This window comes from Sphingomonas leidyi, assembly GCF_011761945.1.
Lineage (GTDB): Bacteria > Pseudomonadota > Alphaproteobacteria > Sphingomonadales > Sphingomonadaceae > Sphingomonas > Sphingomonas leidyi.
Map to the genome: position 1 here is coordinate 83214 of NZ_JAASQV010000007.1, position 14854 is coordinate 98067.

Here is a 14854-nt window from a genome sequence, read left to right on the forward strand (position 1 = left end):
CCGCATGGCTCGCCTCCCCCGAAAGTGATTGCGCCAGGGGCCGGCCTAGAAGCGGTAGCCCAGGCGGAACTGGATGCGCCGCGGCAGCGTCAGCGTGTTGGCGGCGTGGGCGGCGTCTGCCGGCAGCAGCAGGTCGGGCGGATTCGACGCCGGGTTCATATAGGTGTCGAAGTCCTTGAAGTTCTTGTTGTTGAACAGGTTCAGGATATCGACCGCCGCCTCGACATTGCCGCGGGCGATCTTGATGTCCTTCGCCAGCGAGACGTTGACCTCGCAAAAGGCGAACAGGCCCTTGATGCAGTTCTTCTCCGGATAGGCGGCGGTCAGCAGCGCCGCGCCGCTGTCCGAGCCGCGGCTGCCGTCGGTGACCTGATAGGCCGCGCCGCTGCTCAGCGTGGCGAGCGTCGAGAAGCGGAAGCCGAACGGCAGGTCGGCCATGCCCGAGATCACCACCCGGTGGCGCTCGTCGCCGGCCTTGGGCCGCCAGCCATAGCCGTCCGGCGTCAGGCCATCGAGGCTGAACAGGTCGCCGCCATTCTGCTCCGCCTTGGAGAGCGTGTAGGCGATGTTCAGGCCCCAGCCCGAGGACTTGGTGTAGTTCTTGTCGAGCGTGAAATAGAGCGCCTTGTAGCGCGTATCGAGCCCGTCATAGCCGATCAGGACGTTGGCATAGCCGAACGGCACCACCGGCGCGGTGTTGCAGCAATTGCCCAGGCCGTTGTTCTGCCGGGTGGCGAACAGGTTGGTATAGCCGTTGCGGCCGCGCTGATAGGCGCCGGTGACCGAGGCCTCGAACACACCGAAGCGCTGGCGCACGCCCAGGCTGAACTGGTCGTTCACCGGGGGCTTGGCGTCATTCTTCACCGCGAACAGCTCCGGCAGGCCGCTGGTCGAGCTTGCCGCCAGCGCGAGCAGGCCTGCGCGGGTGGCATAGGCCGGATTCCATGCCACGGTGGGCAGGCCCGAGCGCGGCTGGCCGTTGCGCGAGAAGCGGAACACGCCGACCGGGTTGATCGTGCGCGACAGCTCGTCGACCGTGTTGTTGAAGTTGTTGCGGTCGTAATAGCGGCCCGCGCCGCCGAAGATCACCGTCGAGCGATCGCCCTTGATGTCCCACGAGAAGCCGATACGCGGCGCGAACGCCCCGGCGAACGGCTTACGGTTGCTGCCGTCGGTGATGTAGTTTTCGGGATTGAAATAGAACGTCTTCGGCAGTGCGCGCAGCGCCGCCGCCGCGGCAGCGGGCGTGCGATAATGGTTGTTGAAGCCGTTGGTCTCGTAATCCCAGCGCACGCCCAGATTCAGCTGCAGCCGCTCGGTGATGTTCCAGTCGTCCTGCAGGTAGAGGCCGATCTGGGTGTTCGATGCCTTGATCTTGCCGCTGCCCAGGCCCAGCCGCGCTTCGGCCGGGAAGGAGAAGTCGGTGTCGTCGCTCGGATCGTTCGGCGTGCCCGCCGCATCGATGCGATAGGTGTAGCGCGGCTGGACATAGGCATTGTTGTCGAACTGGATGTCGGTCACTTCGACGCGCGCGCCGAACTTGATCGCATGGCCGTCAAAGCCGGTGAAGGTGAAGTCGTCGCGCAGCGTGTAGTTCTGCTGGGTCTCGTTGCGCGTCGAATCCTTGCCGCCGAACACGATCACGCCCGCATATTCGTAGGACGGCAGCTCGGGGTGCAGCGAAGTCGGGTTGAAGTTGTAGTTCAGGTAGCTCGCGTTGAACTCGTTGGTGAATTCGCCGCCGTTGTAGGTCCACTTGAACAGATAGGTATCGATCTTGTTCTTCTTGTTCTCGGCATTCTCATAGGAGATGATGCCGCCGAAATTCTGGATGTCGGTTTCCTGGCGGCGGCTGAACGACAGGTCGAAGGTCTGGCGATCGTCCGGCGTGAGCGTCAGCTTGCCGAAGTAGAAATCGCCGCGGAACGGGCTGACGAACGCGCCTTCGAAGTCGCTCAGCTTGCGGCCCGAATATTGCTCGAACTGCTGGATCGCCCCCGGCGAACCGGTGCTCTTCACGTTGAACGCGCGGTTCTGGTCATTGCCTTCATAGGCGCCGAAGAAGAACAGCCGGTCCTTGATGATCGGGCCGCCGAGCGACACGCCATATTGCTTGCGCTCGAACGCCGGCTCGGGCCGGTTGTAGCGCTTGTCGAGATACGCCTTCTCGCTCAGCCCCTTGTCGGTGTACTGGCCGAAGATCTCGCCGTGGAACTCGTTGGTACCCGACTTGGTGACCGCGGTGACGATCGCCGCGCCGGCCTGCTCATATTCGGCCTTGTAGTTCTGGGTGAGGACGCGGAACTCCTGCACGGCCAACTGGCCGAACGGATTGCCGCGGCTGTTCTGCTGGCCGGCGATGCCGCCCTCGCGCACCTGGTTCTTCAGGCTGATGCCGTCGATGAACACATTGACCTGGCTGGCGGTCGAGGCGCCCGAGGTGAAGCCCTTGCTGGTCTCGCTATCATTATACTTCACGCCCGGCGCGAGCGCGACGAAGGACAGGAAGTTGCGATCGGTCTGCGGCAGGCGCTGGATCTGCGTCACGCTGACATTGGTCGCGACTTCGCTGGTCCGCGTCTCGGTGAGGCGGCTGCCGGTGACGACGATCCGGCCCTCGGGCACGCTCGCCGTGCCGCCGATCGTCAAATCGAGGCTGGCCGACTGGCCAACGGCGACCACCACCCGCTGAGTCGTGCTCTCGCTGCCCGCCGTGGCGGTCACTTCATATTCGCCCGGGCGCAGGCCGGTGAGCGTATAGCCGCCGTTCGCATCGCCGGTTGCGCGCCAGGTCTGGTTGGTGGCGGTGCTGCGCGCAGCCACCTGCGCGCCGGCCGCGCCATTGCCGTCGGCGCCGATCACCTGGCCGCGCACGCTGGCGGTGCTCACCTGCGCCGACGCCATGCCCGGCAGCAGCACCGCGCCGCTCGCGAACAAGGTTGCCGCCGCCATCGCCGTCGCCGAGATGCCACGCGTCAGGACGCGACGATTCTTCCTCGAAATTCCCACTGTCATTCCTCCCCAACCCAGTTGTAACCGGTTACAAACGGTGGCGCGCGTTGTTCTGATTATGGTTGCCGCCAGAAACTCCCATGAAACCGGTTTCATGAAACTGTCAATCCCGTGGATGCGTCAGCGTTGTCGGCGTTGAATTTTGCTGCACTGCGATGTGTCGTCGATGCAACACCTCGGCCCGCGCCGACCATCCGCTGGCACCGGGCCGCCCCTCTTGCGGCACGTGCAGGGGACTCCCCATATCCGCGCCATGAGCGAAACAAATGCGTGGCACGGCACGACGATTCTCTCCGTGCGCAAATCCGGCAAGGTGGTGATCGCGGGGGACGGCCAGGTGTCGGCCGGCAATACCGTGATGAAGCCCAATGCCCGCAAGGTGCGGCCCCTGGGCGACGGCAAGGTGATCGCGGGCTTCGCGGGCGCCACCGCCGATGCGTTCACCCTGTTCGAACGGCTCGAGGCCAAGCTGGAGCGCCATAACGGCCAGTTGCTCCGCGCCGCGGTCGAGCTCGCCAAGGACTGGCGGACCGACAAGTATCTCCGCAACCTCGAGGCGATGCTGATCGTCGCCGACAAGGAAGTGACGCTGGTCGTCACCGGAAACGGCGACGTGCTCGAGCCCGAGGGCGGGGTGGCGGCGATCGGCTCGGGCGGCAATTTCGCCCTGGCCGCCGCGCGCGCGCTGGTCGATTACGAAAGCGACCCCGAAAAGATCGCGCGGGCTGCCATGAAGATCGCGGGCGAGCTGTGCGTCTACACCAATGATCGGCTGACCGTGGAAATGCTCGACAGTGATGCCTGACGCCGGGGGCGACCGGGCAAGGTTCCGCTTCGACTATGATCCCCGCCGCAACCGCATCCTGGTCCATATCCGCGATTTCTGGACGATGGAGACGGTGCGCGCCTTCGCGGCGGCGGCGGGCGCGAAGGCGCAGGAAGTGCGCGCGATCCGCGACGATTACGACGTGCTGATCGATTCGCGCGACTTCCCGGTCCAGGCGAACGACGTCGCCGACCTCCTCCCCAGCATCGCCGAGGCCGGCCTGACCCTCACCTCGGGCCGCGCCGCCTCGGTCGTGGGCAGCCATCTGAACAAGCTCCAGGCCGAGCGCACCCAGACGCATCCCCGGATGCGGATATTCATGACCGTGGAAGAGGCCGAGGCCTGGCTGAGCGGGGAATGACTCTCCCCTCCCCCTGAAGGAGAGGGGCAAATCCGTGCCATGAGCCCAGCTCATGCCTCCCCCTATCCAAAACGGGGTTGAGCCTCCCCGCTCCGCGCCTACCCTGCGCGCCATGGACATCGCCCGCCGCCCGCTGATCGCTTCCGCCGCCGCACTGGCCCTTCCCGGCTGCGCGGCGGATCCGCGCCCGGCGGCGCTGGCCAGCACCACGCGCGGCCCGAAATGCCTGCCGGCCGTCAACGTCGCGCCCGGCCGGGTCATCCGCACCGTCGCGGGCCTGCGTCCCTATCGCGCCCAGGGCTTCGTCGTCCGCGCCGAGCCGCTGGGGGACAAGCGCCTCGTCCATAACTACGGCCATGGCGGCGCCGGCATCACGCTCGGCTGGGGCACGTCGCGCCTCGCGGTCGATCTCGGCCTGCCCGGCCATGGCGGCCCGGTTGCCGTGCTCGGCTGCGGCATCGTCGGCCTCACCACCGCGCGCCTGCTCCAGGAAGCCGGCCGCCAGGTCACGCTCTATGCCGCCCAGCTTCCGCCCCATACCACGTCGAACGTCGCCGGCGGGCAATGGCATCCGGCCAGCCTCTACGATCCCGATCGGGTCACGCCCGAATGGATCGCGCAGTTCAAGGCGGCGATGGACTATAGCTGGCGCCGCTTCCAGATCATGGTCGGCGCGGAATATGGCATTCGCTGGATGCCGACCTATCTCCAGATGCCCGACGATCCGGCCGGGGACGATGCCGAGCCCGATCTCTCCAGCACCTATGAGACCGACCGCGTGATCCTCGGCCCCGGCGAGCATCCTTTCCCGGTCCGGCGCGTCCGCCGGTTCAGCACCCTGTATGCCGAGAGCGGCCATCTCCTCCGCCAGCTGATGCGCGACGTCCAGATCGCCGGCGGCCGGTTCGTGGTCCGCGACTTCGCCACGCCCGCCGACATCCTCGCGCTGCCCGAGACGCTGGTGTTCAACTGCACGGGCCTGGGCGCCGGCACGCTGTTCGGCGATACCGGGATCGAACCGGTACGCGGCCAGCTCGCCGTGCTGCTGCCCCAGGCCGAGGTGCAATATGCCGTCGCCGGGCAGATGGGCTATATGTTTCCCCGCGACGACGGGATCGTCTGCGGCGGCACATTCGAACATGGCGAATGGGACCCCACGCCCCAGCCCGAGCGGATCGCGAAGATCCTCGCGAAGCAGCGCGGCTTCTTCTCCGGCTTTCGCTGCACGGCTTGAAGCGGCGCGTGCGGCCCCCAACATCGGGGTCCGAAACGAACCAGAGAACCCATTTCCCCAAATGAACGAGAATCTCACGCCCAAGGCGATCGTCGCCGCGCTCGATGCGCACATCATCGGCCAGAAGGACGCCAAGCGCGCCGTATCGGTGGCGCTGCGCAACCGCTGGCGCCGCCAGCAACTCTCGGCCGAGCTGCGCGACGAAGTCACGCCCAAGAACATCCTGATGATCGGGCCGACCGGCTGCGGCAAGACCGAGATCAGCCGCCGCCTGGCCAAGCTCGCCGATGCCCCCTTCGTCAAGGTGGAGGCCACCAAGTTCACCGAAGTCGGCTATGTCGGCCGCGATGTCGAGCAGATCGCCCGCGACCTGGTGGAAGAGGCGATCCGGCTCGAGAAGGAGCGCCGCCGCGCCGCGGTGAAGGACAAGGCCGAGGAAGCGGCGATGGGCCGCCTGCTCGACGCGCTCACCGGCAAGGACTCGTCCACCGCCACGCGCGAGGCGTTCAAGCAGCGCTTCCATGAGGGCACGCTGGACAATTCGGAGATCGAGATCGAAGTCGAGCAGGCCGGCGGCATGCCCTTCGAGATCCCCGGCGCACCGATGCAGATGATCAACCTGGGCGAAATGATGAAGGGCCTGGGCGGCCAGTCGCTCAAGCGCCGCAAGATGAGCGTGCGCGCCGCCTGGGCCAAGCTCGTCGAGGAAGAGGCCGACAAGCGCCTCGACCAGGACGAAGTGAGTCGCGTCGCGCTGGCGGATGCCGAGGCCAACGGCATCGTCTTCCTCGACGAGATCGACAAGATCGCCGTTTCGGACGTGCGCGGCGGCTCGGTCAGCCGCGAGGGCGTCCAGCGCGACCTGCTGCCGCTGATCGAGGGCACCACCGTCGCCACCAAATACGGGCCGATGAAGACCGACCATATCCTCTTCATCGCGAGCGGCGCCTTCCATGTCGCCAAGCCGAGCGACCTGCTTCCCGAGCTGCAGGGCCGCCTGCCGATCCGGGTCGAGCTGAAGGGCCTGACCGAGGAGGATTTCGTCGCGATCCTCTCGGACACCAAGGCGAGCCTGGTCCAGCAATATGCGGCGCTGCTCGGCACCGAGGGCGTGCGGATCGACTTCACCGACGACGGCATCCGCGCAGTCGCGCGCATCGCCGCCGAAGTGAATGGCGAAGTCGAGAATATCGGCGCCCGTCGCCTCCAGACCGTGATGGAGAAGCTGCTCGAGGACATCAGCTTCGGCGCCGAGGACCGCAAGGGCGAGACGCTGGTGATCGACGGCGCCTATGTCGACGGGCAGCTCGCCGCCGTGGCGCGGAACACCGACCTGAGCCGCTACGTACTGTAGACGCGCAAGGTTGCTCCCCGATCGGGTCGAGGGTTCCCCCCTTCTCTCGTCATCCCCGCCTTCGCGGGGATGACGGCTATTGGGTGGATTGCTGCCGTTGGAATTATGCTAGATCGACAGTCACATCGCTATTGTCGAAATCCACGTCATCGGGAATGTCATCGTCGTATCCGTAGATCGGTATTCCCATCGATTGGAGATAAGACGCCACCGCCGCTGCCCTTTCAGCACTGTGCTCAACGATGACCGCAGCTCCGCCAGTCAGAATGACAGCGCCGCTGGAGCCCCCCTCCGTCACGCATGAACGAACGTCCTTCAGCGGGATGCTGAGTTTCCGAAATTCTGTTTCGCCGTTCATGTGAGCGCATACCACCAGCGGATCGATCAGGCCGAGTATAGCGGTGGCAAAGGAGCGTCCGCAATTGGGGCGCTTGCCGACCGGCAGCTCGCGACGCCGGAAAATTGGGTCAGAATGGCTGAGAATGGGTGGCTTGCAGACAGGCAGCTTTACGGAAGATGTCTTCGAAAGCGGACATTGTCATGGGTCCGCGCAGCCGCTTATGTTTTTGCTTTCGACCGGGAACCAGCATGCACCAGACACTCGTCGCCAAGCTCATTGCCTGCGTTGCCCTCCTCTCGTCCGCAACAGCTGCGACCAGCGACGACAGGGCGATCGACGGCCGTTTCGATGTAGGCGGGCGCTCGATACGCCTAGCCTGCAAGGGCACAGGCAGTCCCTCCGTGGTGATCGACGCGGGAATGGGAATGGCGCCTGTCGAAGACCCGGGCTGGCAGGCCATCGCCGACCAAGTGGCCCTGGCGACGCGAGTCTGCCTGTACGATCGCGCCGGTCTCGGCGGGAGCGATCCGGCACCGGCGGGGTCACGCTCCAGCCTCGATTCCGCAGCTGATCTGCACGCCGCGCTGTCCTCCGCCGGGATAAAGGGGCCCTATCTTCTGGTCGGCCACTCGGTAGGCGGGCTCCACGCGCAGGTGTTCGCAGCCAAATATCCATCCGACACCGCCGGCCTCGTGCTGGTGTCGACGACGCATCCCGATCAATTTTCGAAATGGCTCGCGCTGTTGCCCGCTCCCGCCCAGGGGGAGGAAAAGGCCGTCACCGACGCACGTTCCTTCCTCATCAGCATGCAGGCAGATCCCAGCAAGAACGAAGAACGCCTGGATATGCGGGCAAGCGCCAGGCAAGCACATCTCCTCACCTCGCTCGGCAGCAAGCCGGTCATCATCGCTACACATAGCCCGCGCTTCCGGATGGTGCCCGGATTGTCGGAGCCGCTCGCCGTCAAGCTGGAAGACGCAACGCAGCGCATGCAGCGCGGATATCTGTCGCTGTCGACCAATGCGCATCAGAACGTCGCCGAGCGCGCAGGCCATGGCCTGCCGCACGAAGCACCGAAGTTCGTAGTCGACAACATCCTTCAAGGTGTCGCGGCGGTCCGGGAACAGGCAGTTCGATAATTGGCGGCGTGGCCGTCGCGCCCCGAACTCGGCGCGAAGCGTTTTGGCCTAGTCCGCTTCGAAGAACGCATTTGGTTTCATCTAACGGCCGGGATTGGGGCGACAGCAGCCTGACCGCGTCTGACACGACCGATTGGGATTGAAGCGACTGAGAACGGGTGATTAGCGGCCGTTCGCTACCCGGCGAGATAGTCGCGAAGGCGGCCGAGGCGACTGCGCATCTCCGTCTCGTCGAAAAGGAACTCGCCGCCACCGGGGCGATATTGAGCCAAGTCGCCCGCGCGGTCCTGAACCACCTCGTCGTCAGGGTACGCCTCCGCGAGAAGTACCTCTAATCGGCTGGCTGCTGCCAAGCTCGTGTCGCGACCGCTCACAAACCGGTCGAGCAGCAACATGAGGTCGTAGGTGATACCGTCATTCATAGACGAGATTTCGCCGATTGGCTGGCTATGCGCAACGTCCGCAACTGGGGCGTTGGCAGCCGGTCCACTCTTGGATCGGCCGCCGCACAGCTGAGCGGCAGCTATTGGGTGGGTAGCTGCCGTTCCGGTCACATTACAGGGGGGCAGCGAGCACCGTCGCGACTGTAGGCACAGACATAACTCTCCACGACACGTGCCTTGCCATCTCGCAGGTTGGCAGCCGATCCGGAAGATACGGCTGCTTTCGCGGCTTCGATCGCAAGATCGTCGCAGTTTCTGGCAAACTGCTGGGCCTCAGCGAAAGTGGGTCGTTTGCCCAGCTTTACTGCTTGGTCGCGCATGCAGTGGCGGAACGCCACCTCGGGATGTTCTGGCGCACGCTGACAACCCGCGAGAAAGCAGGTTGCAAACGTGACGCCAATGACAATCTGCCGGCGCATCGATCAATGATACGATCAACACGAACGTCTGCAACTGGGGCTTTGCTGCCCGACCGCTTTTGGATCGATCGTCGCCCGGCCGAGCGGCCGAGAATGGACCCTCCTTGTCCGAAGGGGATAATCGCCCGAGCGGATCGGGGAGGAATTTGCTTTCCCGATACTGTGTGCCTTGCCACCATCCCTTCACGATTCGTTTCGCACGGGGATCCACATGAAGCGCCTGCTCGCCGCCGCCCTGCTCTCCACCGCCGCCGCGGCGCCCGCCCATGCGCAGACGGCAGCCCCGGCCCCGCCCGTCGCCGCGCAGAAGCCGCACGAGGTCAAGGCGCCTTTCGGAGCCACCCGCAACGACGAGTATTACTGGCTGCGCGACGACACGCGGAAGAACCCGGAGATGCTGGCCCATCTCAAGGCGGAAAACCTCTATGCCGACGCGGTACTCGCCGCGGAGAAGCCGCTGGCGGACAAGCTCTATGGAGAGATCGTCGGGCACATCAAGCAGGACGACAGCTCGGTCCCCTATCTGAAGCGCGGCTATTATTACTACACGCGCTTCGCCACCGGCGCCGACTATCCGATCGTCGCACGGCGCAAGGGCAGCCTGGAGGCGCCCGAGGAAGTGATCCTCGACCAGCCGGCCATGGCGCAGGGCCATAATTTCTTCCAGATCGCCGGCCGCGCGGTGAGCCCGGACAACCGGCTGCTCGCCTATACGCTCGATACCGTCGGGCGCCGCCAATATGTGCTCCAGGTGAAGAACCTCGCGACCGGCGAGACCTTCTCGGACAGCATTCCCAATGTCGAGGGCGGCGTGGCCTGGGCCGGCGACAACCGGACGATCCTCTACCTGGAGAAGGATCCCGTCACCCTGCTCTCCAAGCGGGTCAAGGCGCACGTCCTCGGCACGCCCGCCTCTGCGGACCGGCTGATCTACGAGGAGAAGGACGACACCTATTACATGGGCGTCGGCCGCACGACCGACGATCGGTACCTCTGCATCTATCTGCACAGCACGGTCAGCGACGAGCAGCGCTGCGCCCCCGCGGCGAACCCCGCCGCCTTCACGGTGATCGCCCCGCGCGAGCGCAACTTCCTCTACCAGGCCGATCATCTCGGCGACCGCTGGATCGTCCGCACCAACTGGCGGGCGCCCAATTACCGGCTGGCGACGGTGCGCGACGCGCATCTCCCCCGTGGCCGCGCCGCCTGGACGGACCTGGTCCCGGCCGATGGCGAGGTGTTCATCGAGGACTTCAAGCCCTTCGACGGTTTCCTCGCCGTCGAGGAACGCTCCCAGGGCAACAAGAAGCTGCGCATCCTCGTCCCCGGCGCCAAGCCCTTCCCGGTCGCGGCCGACGAGCCCGCCTATACCATGGCGCTCGGCACCAACGAGGAGCCGGGCAGCGAATGGCTGCGCTACACCTATGATTCGCTGGTGACGCCGACCACCACGTACGAAGTGAACTACAAGACCGGCCAGCGCCGCGTGCTCAAGGTCCAGCCGGTGCCGGGCTATGATCCCGCGAAATACGTCACCGAGCGCGTCTGGGCCACCGCGCGCGACGGCACCAGGGTTCCGGTCAGCCTGGTCCATGCAAGGGCCTTCGCGAAGGACGGCACCGCCGCGCTCTTCCAATATGCCTATGGCAGCTATGGCTATTCGACCGATCCGGCCTTCTCGCCGATGCTCCCCAGCCTGCTCGATCGCGGCATGGTCTATGCCATCGCCCATATCCGCGGCGGCCAGGAAATGGGCCGCAAATGGTTCGACCAGGGCAAGGTGCTCAACAAGAAGAACAGCTTCACCGATTTCATCGACGTGACGCGCTTCCTCGTCGACCAGGGCTATGCCGCGAAGGGCCGCGTCGCCGCGATGGGCGGCAGCGCCGGCGGGCTGCTGATGGGCGGCGTCGCCAACATGGCGCCGCAGGACTATCGCGTGATCGTCGCGCAAGTGCCCTTTGTCGACGTGGTCACCACCATGCTCGACACCTCGATCCCGCTCACCACCGGCGAGTTCGACGAATGGGGCAACCCCGCCGAGAAGCGCTATTACGACTATATGCTGAGCTATTCGCCCTACGACAATGTCGCGGCGCGGGCCTATCCGGCGATGTACGTCTCCACCGGCCTGTGGGACAGCCAGGTGCAATATTACGAGCCGGCCAAATGGGTCGCCCGGCTGCGCGCGAAGAAGACCGACGCCAACCCGCTCGTCTTCCGCATCAACATGGAGGCCGGCCATGGCGGCAAATCGGGCCGATTCGAGCGCTATCGCCAGCAGTCCGAATATCTCGGCTTCGTGATGGACCGGCTCGGCGTGGCGAAGTGAGCCCCCCTTCCCTTCGCGGGGAGAGGGGCGCTATTTCGCCTTCTCGTACGGCGTGAACCTGCCGAACATGCAATAGGCGCCCGGAATGCTCGAACCCGGATCGAGCACGCGGAACCGGTCGTTCCGGCAGAGCTGCGATCCGTGCACCTCGACGATCAGCGTGGTGTAGGGCCGCAGGCCCGGGCAGCTGCTCCCCAGGTCGTTGCGCCACAGCGTCCGCCCCACCGGCTTGTAGAGGATGGTGCGGTCGTCGATGATCTGCGGGCCGTCGGAATCGGAGATGCTGATGCAGTCGCGCGGCGCGCCCGGCACCCGGTCGCCGAGCGCCGTCGCCAGGTCGTTCCGCGCCTCGGCCCGTTGCGATGCCTGCATCTCGCTGCTGGCGGCGCAGCCGGCCAGCGCGAGCATCGCGGCGATGATGGGGACGCGCATCCGGGCTCTCCTCATTTGGCGTAGGGCACGAAGCTGCCGAGCGCACAGCTGCTGGTCAGCATGCCGCCGCCCAGCCGCGAGCGCGTGCGGACGATGTCGCCGCGGCACAGCTGGCCGGATGTGCTTTCGACCACCATCAGATCGTCGCTCGCCAGCCCGGTGCAGCTGCCGGTCACATCGTTGCGCCACACCTTCTTGCGGCCTTCGATATAGAGGATCGTGTTCGGAAAGCCCTGGGTCTCGCCCATCCGCTCGCGCGGGATGCAGTCCTGCGGCTTGCCCGGCGTAAGGCCGGCGAGCGTCCTGGCGATCTTGGCCTCGTCGCGATCGGCGGCCCGCTGCGGCATCGCGGCGTTGGCGGCGCAGGCGGCGGCGAGCGTGAGGACCGCGGGAATGGCGAAGCGGAACATCTCTATTCTCCTGTCGCCCCCGACCGTCGCATCATAGCGCTTCGCCGATCAAAATGCATCCTTCGCCGCACGCCGCTCGGCGAGCTGGGCGGCGCTGGACGCGCGCAGGAAGGGATTGGTGGCGAGTTCCTGGCCGATCGTCGTCGGCACGGTCGCCTCGCCCGCCGCGCGCGCGGCGTTCACTTCGGCCATGCGCGCGCGGATCGCCGCATTGTCCGGCTCGGCGACCAGCGCGTAGCGGCCGTTCGACTGGGTATATTCGTGCGCGCAATAGACCCGGGTCTCGGGCGGCAGCTGCGCGAGGCGCCGCATATTGGCGAACATCTGCTCCGCCGTCCCCTCGAACAGCCGGCCGCAGCCCATGGCGAACAGCGTGTCGCCCACGAAGACCACCGCATCCCCGGCGAAATGATAGGCGATGTGCCCCGCCGTGTGCGCCGGCACTTCCAGCACCTGCGCGACATGATCGCCGATGCGCGCTTCGTCGCCTTCCCGCACCAGCCGGTCGGCCGTCGGGATCTTCGCCGCCTCCGCCGCGGGCGCGATCACCTCGGCGCCGGTGCGCGCCTTGATCCCGGCATTGCCCCCGGTGTGATCGGGGTGCCAGTGCGTGTTCCAGATCGCGGTGATCGCCCAGCCGCGCTCGTCCGCCTCCGCCAGCACGGGATCGGCGACGGCGGGATCGACCACGATCGTCTCGCCCGAGGCGGGATCATGGACCAGCCAGATGTAATTGTCGCTGAGGGCGGGGATGCGGACGATCTGGAGCATGGCGCCAGACTAGGCGCCCGCGCGCGCCTGCGCCAGTTCCGCGACGAGCGTGCCGACCAGTTCCTCCGCGCCCATCGCCCGCACCTGCGCGACGCCGGTCCCCGCCCAGAGCGGCGAATAGTCGCCCCGGCCATCCGCCTCGGCATGCGCGCGCAACGGCGCCAGCGCGTTGGAGCCATAGGGGAAGGCCGGCACCTCGCCGCGGATCGGCCCCAGCTCGCGCATCAGCCGGTTGCGGATGCCCTGGGCCTCGCCCCCGGAGAACAGGTTGGTGAACTCGGTCGGCACCCGGGTGCCCAGCAAGGCGCGGAACGGCGCCGAGATCGCGCTCTCCCGCGCCGCGAGAAAGGCGGTGCCCAGCTGCACCGCGCTCGCGCCCGCCGCCAGCGCCCGGGCGATGTCCGCGCCATCGACGATCCCGCCTGCCGCGATCACCGGCACCGCGATCTCCTCCGCCAGCAGCACGGCAAGCGGCGTCGGCCGATGCGCCGCGCCAAGGAACCAGCCCGAATGCCCCCCCGCTTCCGCCCCTTGCGCGATCACCGCGTCGACACCCCGCGCGGCAAGCCAGCGCATCTCCTCGGGCGTGGTCGCATTGCCGAACACCAGCGCGCCGGTGCCCCGCACCCGGGCGAGCAGCGCTTCCCCGGGCAGGCCGAAATGGAAGCTGACGATCGCCGGCCGGGCCTTCTCGACCGCCGCGCACAGCGCTTCGTCAAAGGGCCGGCGCAGCGGCGGCACGGGGCCGGGCTCGACGCCTTCCTCAGCATAATAGGGCGCGAGCAGGGCATGCCAGGCGCGCTCGTCGGGCGCGGGTTCCGGCAAGTGATGGCAGAAGAAATTGAGGTTGAGCGGCCCGTGCGCGGCGGCATGCACTTCGGCGACCTGCGCGGCCAGCTGCGCGGGCGTCAGCATCGCGCAAGGCAGCGATCCCACCGCGCCGCCCCGGATCGCCGCGATCGCGAGCGCCGCGCCGCCGGCACCCGCCATGGGCGCCTGCACGATCGGAGCCCGCGCCCCAAGCGCTTCGAGAAGGCCTACCATTGCCCCGTATTCGGCATCGAGGCCCAAGGCTCGGCCGGCGCCAGCCGGTCGCCCGCCTGGAGCAGCTCGATCGAGATATTGTCGGGCGTGCGGACGAACGCCATGTGGCCGTCGCGCGGCGGGCGATTGATCGTCACGCCGCCGTCCATCAGCCGCTGACAGGTCTCGTAGATATTGTCGACGCGATAGGCGAGGTGCCCGAAATTGCGCCCGCCGGCATAGATTTCGGCCGGGCTGCCGTCCTCGGCCGGCCAATTATAGGTCAGCTCCACCTCGGCATCGGCGCGCTGGCCCTGGCCCTTCGAATCCTCGTCGGCGGCAAGGAAGATCAGCGAGAAGCGCCCCTGCTCGCTGTCCATCCGCCGCACCTGCCGGAGGCCCAGCAGCTCGAAAAAGGCGATCGTGGCGTCGGGATCCGTCACGCGGATCATGGTGTGGAGGTAACGCATGCGGCGAAAATAGGATTGCCCGGACCCGAGCGCCAGCCTCAAATGTCCCGCGCCAGTGCCCGCCCGCTCCGCCGCATCATCATCGACCACCCCCCCGATGCACCATCGCGATCAGCCCGGCATAGAGCGAGGCTACCAGCGCACGCCGGGCAAAGGCCTCCCAGCCATGTGCGGTGATCCGCCCGGCATCGAAGATGTCGCCGGCAGCGTCGGAAACAACGAGGCTGCCCCAGGCGCGCCACGCCCGAACTCGATCCTGCGCATCCGTTCCCTTCACCCCTGCCGGCT

At 66.6% G+C, this 14854-nt stretch carries 15 protein-coding genes; 6 read left to right on the forward strand and 9 right to left on the reverse strand.

Features of this window, described 5'->3' with window-relative positions; genetic code table 11:
- Positions 1-45 precede the first annotated feature (45 nt).
- On the reverse strand, positions 46-2952 hold the full coding sequence (locus FHR20_RS21825; protein ID WP_167301608.1) for a TonB-dependent receptor domain-containing protein: 2907 nt from the start codon (positions 2950-2952) through the stop codon (positions 46-48).
- A 313-nt stretch (positions 2953-3265) separates the two neighbouring features.
- On the opposite strand from FHR20_RS21825, the gene hslV reads away from it, so the two are divergent.
- The 4 genes from hslV (at position 3266) to hslU (ending at position 6787) form a co-directional block, all read left to right on the forward strand.
- Positions 3266-3817 (forward strand): ATP-dependent protease subunit HslV, encoded by a 552-nt coding sequence (hslV, locus tag FHR20_RS21830; protein ID WP_086130717.1) that lies wholly within the window; start codon positions 3266-3268, stop codon positions 3815-3817.
- Complete coding sequence (locus tag FHR20_RS21835) at positions 3810-4199, forward strand: hypothetical protein (protein ID WP_167301539.1); 390 nt, start codon at positions 3810-3812, stop codon at positions 4197-4199. The genes hslV and FHR20_RS21835 overlap by 8 nt, the downstream gene beginning before the upstream one ends.
- Positions 4200-4311: 112 nt before the next feature.
- Positions 4312-5433 (forward strand): FAD-dependent oxidoreductase, encoded by a 1122-nt coding sequence (locus FHR20_RS21840; RefSeq protein ID WP_167301540.1) that lies wholly within the window; start codon positions 4312-4314, stop codon positions 5431-5433.
- Positions 5434-5494: 61 nt separating this feature from the next.
- The gene (gene hslU / locus FHR20_RS21845; RefSeq protein WP_167301541.1) at positions 5495-6787 is read left to right on the forward strand and encodes an ATP-dependent protease ATPase subunit HslU; all 1293 of its coding nucleotides are present in this window, start codon (positions 5495-5497) and stop codon (positions 6785-6787) included.
- 103 nt (positions 6788-6890) lie between these two features.
- On the opposite strand, the gene FHR20_RS21850 is transcribed toward hslU, so the two are convergent.
- The gene (locus tag FHR20_RS21850) at positions 6891-7145 is read right to left on the reverse strand and encodes a hypothetical protein (protein ID WP_167301542.1); all 255 of its coding nucleotides are present in this window, start codon (positions 7143-7145) and stop codon (positions 6891-6893) included.
- Positions 7146-7375: 230 nt separating this feature from the next.
- Here FHR20_RS21850 and FHR20_RS21855 point away from each other — a divergent pair, with 230 nt between their 5' ends.
- Positions 7376-8266 carry an alpha/beta fold hydrolase gene (locus FHR20_RS21855; RefSeq protein WP_167301543.1) on the forward strand — a complete coding sequence of 297 codons (891 nt, stop codon included), beginning with the start codon at positions 7376-7378 and terminating at the stop codon, positions 8264-8266.
- Between the two features lie 176 nt (positions 8267-8442).
- Here the strand turns inward: FHR20_RS21855 and FHR20_RS21860 are convergent, their stop codons facing one another.
- Complete coding sequence (locus FHR20_RS21860; protein WP_167301544.1) at positions 8443-8688, reverse strand: hypothetical protein; 246 nt, start codon at positions 8686-8688, stop codon at positions 8443-8445.
- Positions 8689-9339: 651 nt separating this feature from the next.
- Here FHR20_RS21860 and FHR20_RS21865 point away from each other — a divergent pair.
- Positions 9340-11460: a S9 family peptidase gene (locus FHR20_RS21865; RefSeq protein WP_167301545.1), complete on the forward strand. Its 2121-nt coding sequence runs from the start codon at positions 9340-9342 to the stop codon at positions 11458-11460.
- A 30-nt stretch (positions 11461-11490) separates the two neighbouring features.
- Here the strand turns inward: FHR20_RS21865 and FHR20_RS21870 are convergent, their stop codons facing one another.
- The 6 genes from FHR20_RS21870 to FHR20_RS21895 all read right to left on the reverse strand — a co-directional run bounded on the left by FHR20_RS21870 (position 11491) and on the right by FHR20_RS21895 (position 14843).
- Positions 11491-11892 carry a DUF6491 family protein gene (locus FHR20_RS21870; RefSeq protein ID WP_208413813.1) on the reverse strand — a complete coding sequence of 134 codons (402 nt, stop codon included), beginning with the start codon at positions 11890-11892 and terminating at the stop codon, positions 11491-11493.
- 11 nt (positions 11893-11903) lie between these two features.
- Complete coding sequence (locus tag FHR20_RS21875) at positions 11904-12302, reverse strand: hypothetical protein (protein WP_167301546.1); 399 nt, start codon at positions 12300-12302, stop codon at positions 11904-11906.
- A 48-nt stretch (positions 12303-12350) separates the two neighbouring features.
- Positions 12351-13073: a hydroxyacylglutathione hydrolase gene (gene gloB / locus FHR20_RS21880; RefSeq protein ID WP_167301547.1), complete on the reverse strand. Its 723-nt coding sequence runs from the start codon at positions 13071-13073 to the stop codon at positions 12351-12353.
- 9 nt (positions 13074-13082) lie between these two features.
- Positions 13083-14117, reverse strand: coding sequence for an NAD(P)H-dependent flavin oxidoreductase (locus FHR20_RS21885; RefSeq protein WP_167301548.1), 1035 nt, complete (start codon positions 14115-14117; stop codon positions 13083-13085).
- Entirely contained in the window at positions 14111-14566 is a 456-nt protein-coding gene (locus FHR20_RS21890; RefSeq protein ID WP_167301549.1) for a VOC family protein, read from the reverse strand. Before FHR20_RS21890 ends, FHR20_RS21885 begins: the two co-directional genes overlap by 7 nt.
- A 79-nt stretch (positions 14567-14645) precedes the next feature.
- Positions 14646-14843 (reverse strand): hypothetical protein, encoded by a 198-nt coding sequence (locus FHR20_RS21895; protein ID WP_167301550.1) that lies wholly within the window; start codon positions 14841-14843, stop codon positions 14646-14648.
- Positions 14844-14854: the final 11 nt, after the last annotated feature.

Bases quoted from the DNA above. Each gene is read 5' to 3' on its own strand.
- FHR20_RS21855 (WP_167301543.1), top strand. From the start codon at position 7,376: ATGCACCAGACACTCGTCGCCAAGCTCATTGCCTGCGTTGCCCTCCTC.
- FHR20_RS21835 (WP_167301539.1), top strand. From the start codon at position 3,810: ATGCCTGACGCCGGGGGCGACCGGGCAAGGTTCCGCTTCGACTATGAT.
- hslV (WP_086130717.1), top strand. From the start codon at position 3,266: ATGAGCGAAACAAATGCGTGGCACGGCACGACGATTCTCTCCGTGCGC.
- FHR20_RS21865 (WP_167301545.1), top strand. From the start codon at position 9,340: ATGAAGCGCCTGCTCGCCGCCGCCCTGCTCTCCACCGCCGCCGCGGCG.
- FHR20_RS21860 (WP_167301544.1), bottom strand. From the start codon at position 8,688: ATGAATGACGGTATCACCTACGACCTCATGTTGCTGCTCGACCGGTTT.
- FHR20_RS21870 (WP_208413813.1), bottom strand. From the start codon at position 11,892: ATGCGCGTCCCCATCATCGCCGCGATGCTCGCGCTGGCCGGCTGCGCC.
- hslU (WP_167301541.1), top strand. From the start codon at position 5,495: ATGAACGAGAATCTCACGCCCAAGGCGATCGTCGCCGCGCTCGATGCG.
- FHR20_RS21890 (WP_167301549.1), bottom strand. From the start codon at position 14,566: ATGCGTTACCTCCACACCATGATCCGCGTGACGGATCCCGACGCCACG.
- FHR20_RS21840 (WP_167301540.1), top strand. From the start codon at position 4,312: ATGGACATCGCCCGCCGCCCGCTGATCGCTTCCGCCGCCGCACTGGCC.
- FHR20_RS21885 (WP_167301548.1), bottom strand. From the start codon at position 14,117: ATGGTAGGCCTTCTCGAAGCGCTTGGGGCGCGGGCTCCGATCGTGCAG.
- FHR20_RS21825 (WP_167301608.1), bottom strand. From the start codon at position 2,952: ATGGCGGCGGCAACCTTGTTCGCGAGCGGCGCGGTGCTGCTGCCGGGC.
- FHR20_RS21850 (WP_167301542.1), bottom strand. From the start codon at position 7,145: ATGAACGGCGAAACAGAATTTCGGAAACTCAGCATCCCGCTGAAGGAC.
- FHR20_RS21875 (WP_167301546.1), bottom strand. From the start codon at position 12,302: ATGTTCCGCTTCGCCATTCCCGCGGTCCTCACGCTCGCCGCCGCCTGC.
- gloB (WP_167301547.1), bottom strand. From the start codon at position 13,073: ATGCTCCAGATCGTCCGCATCCCCGCCCTCAGCGACAATTACATCTGG.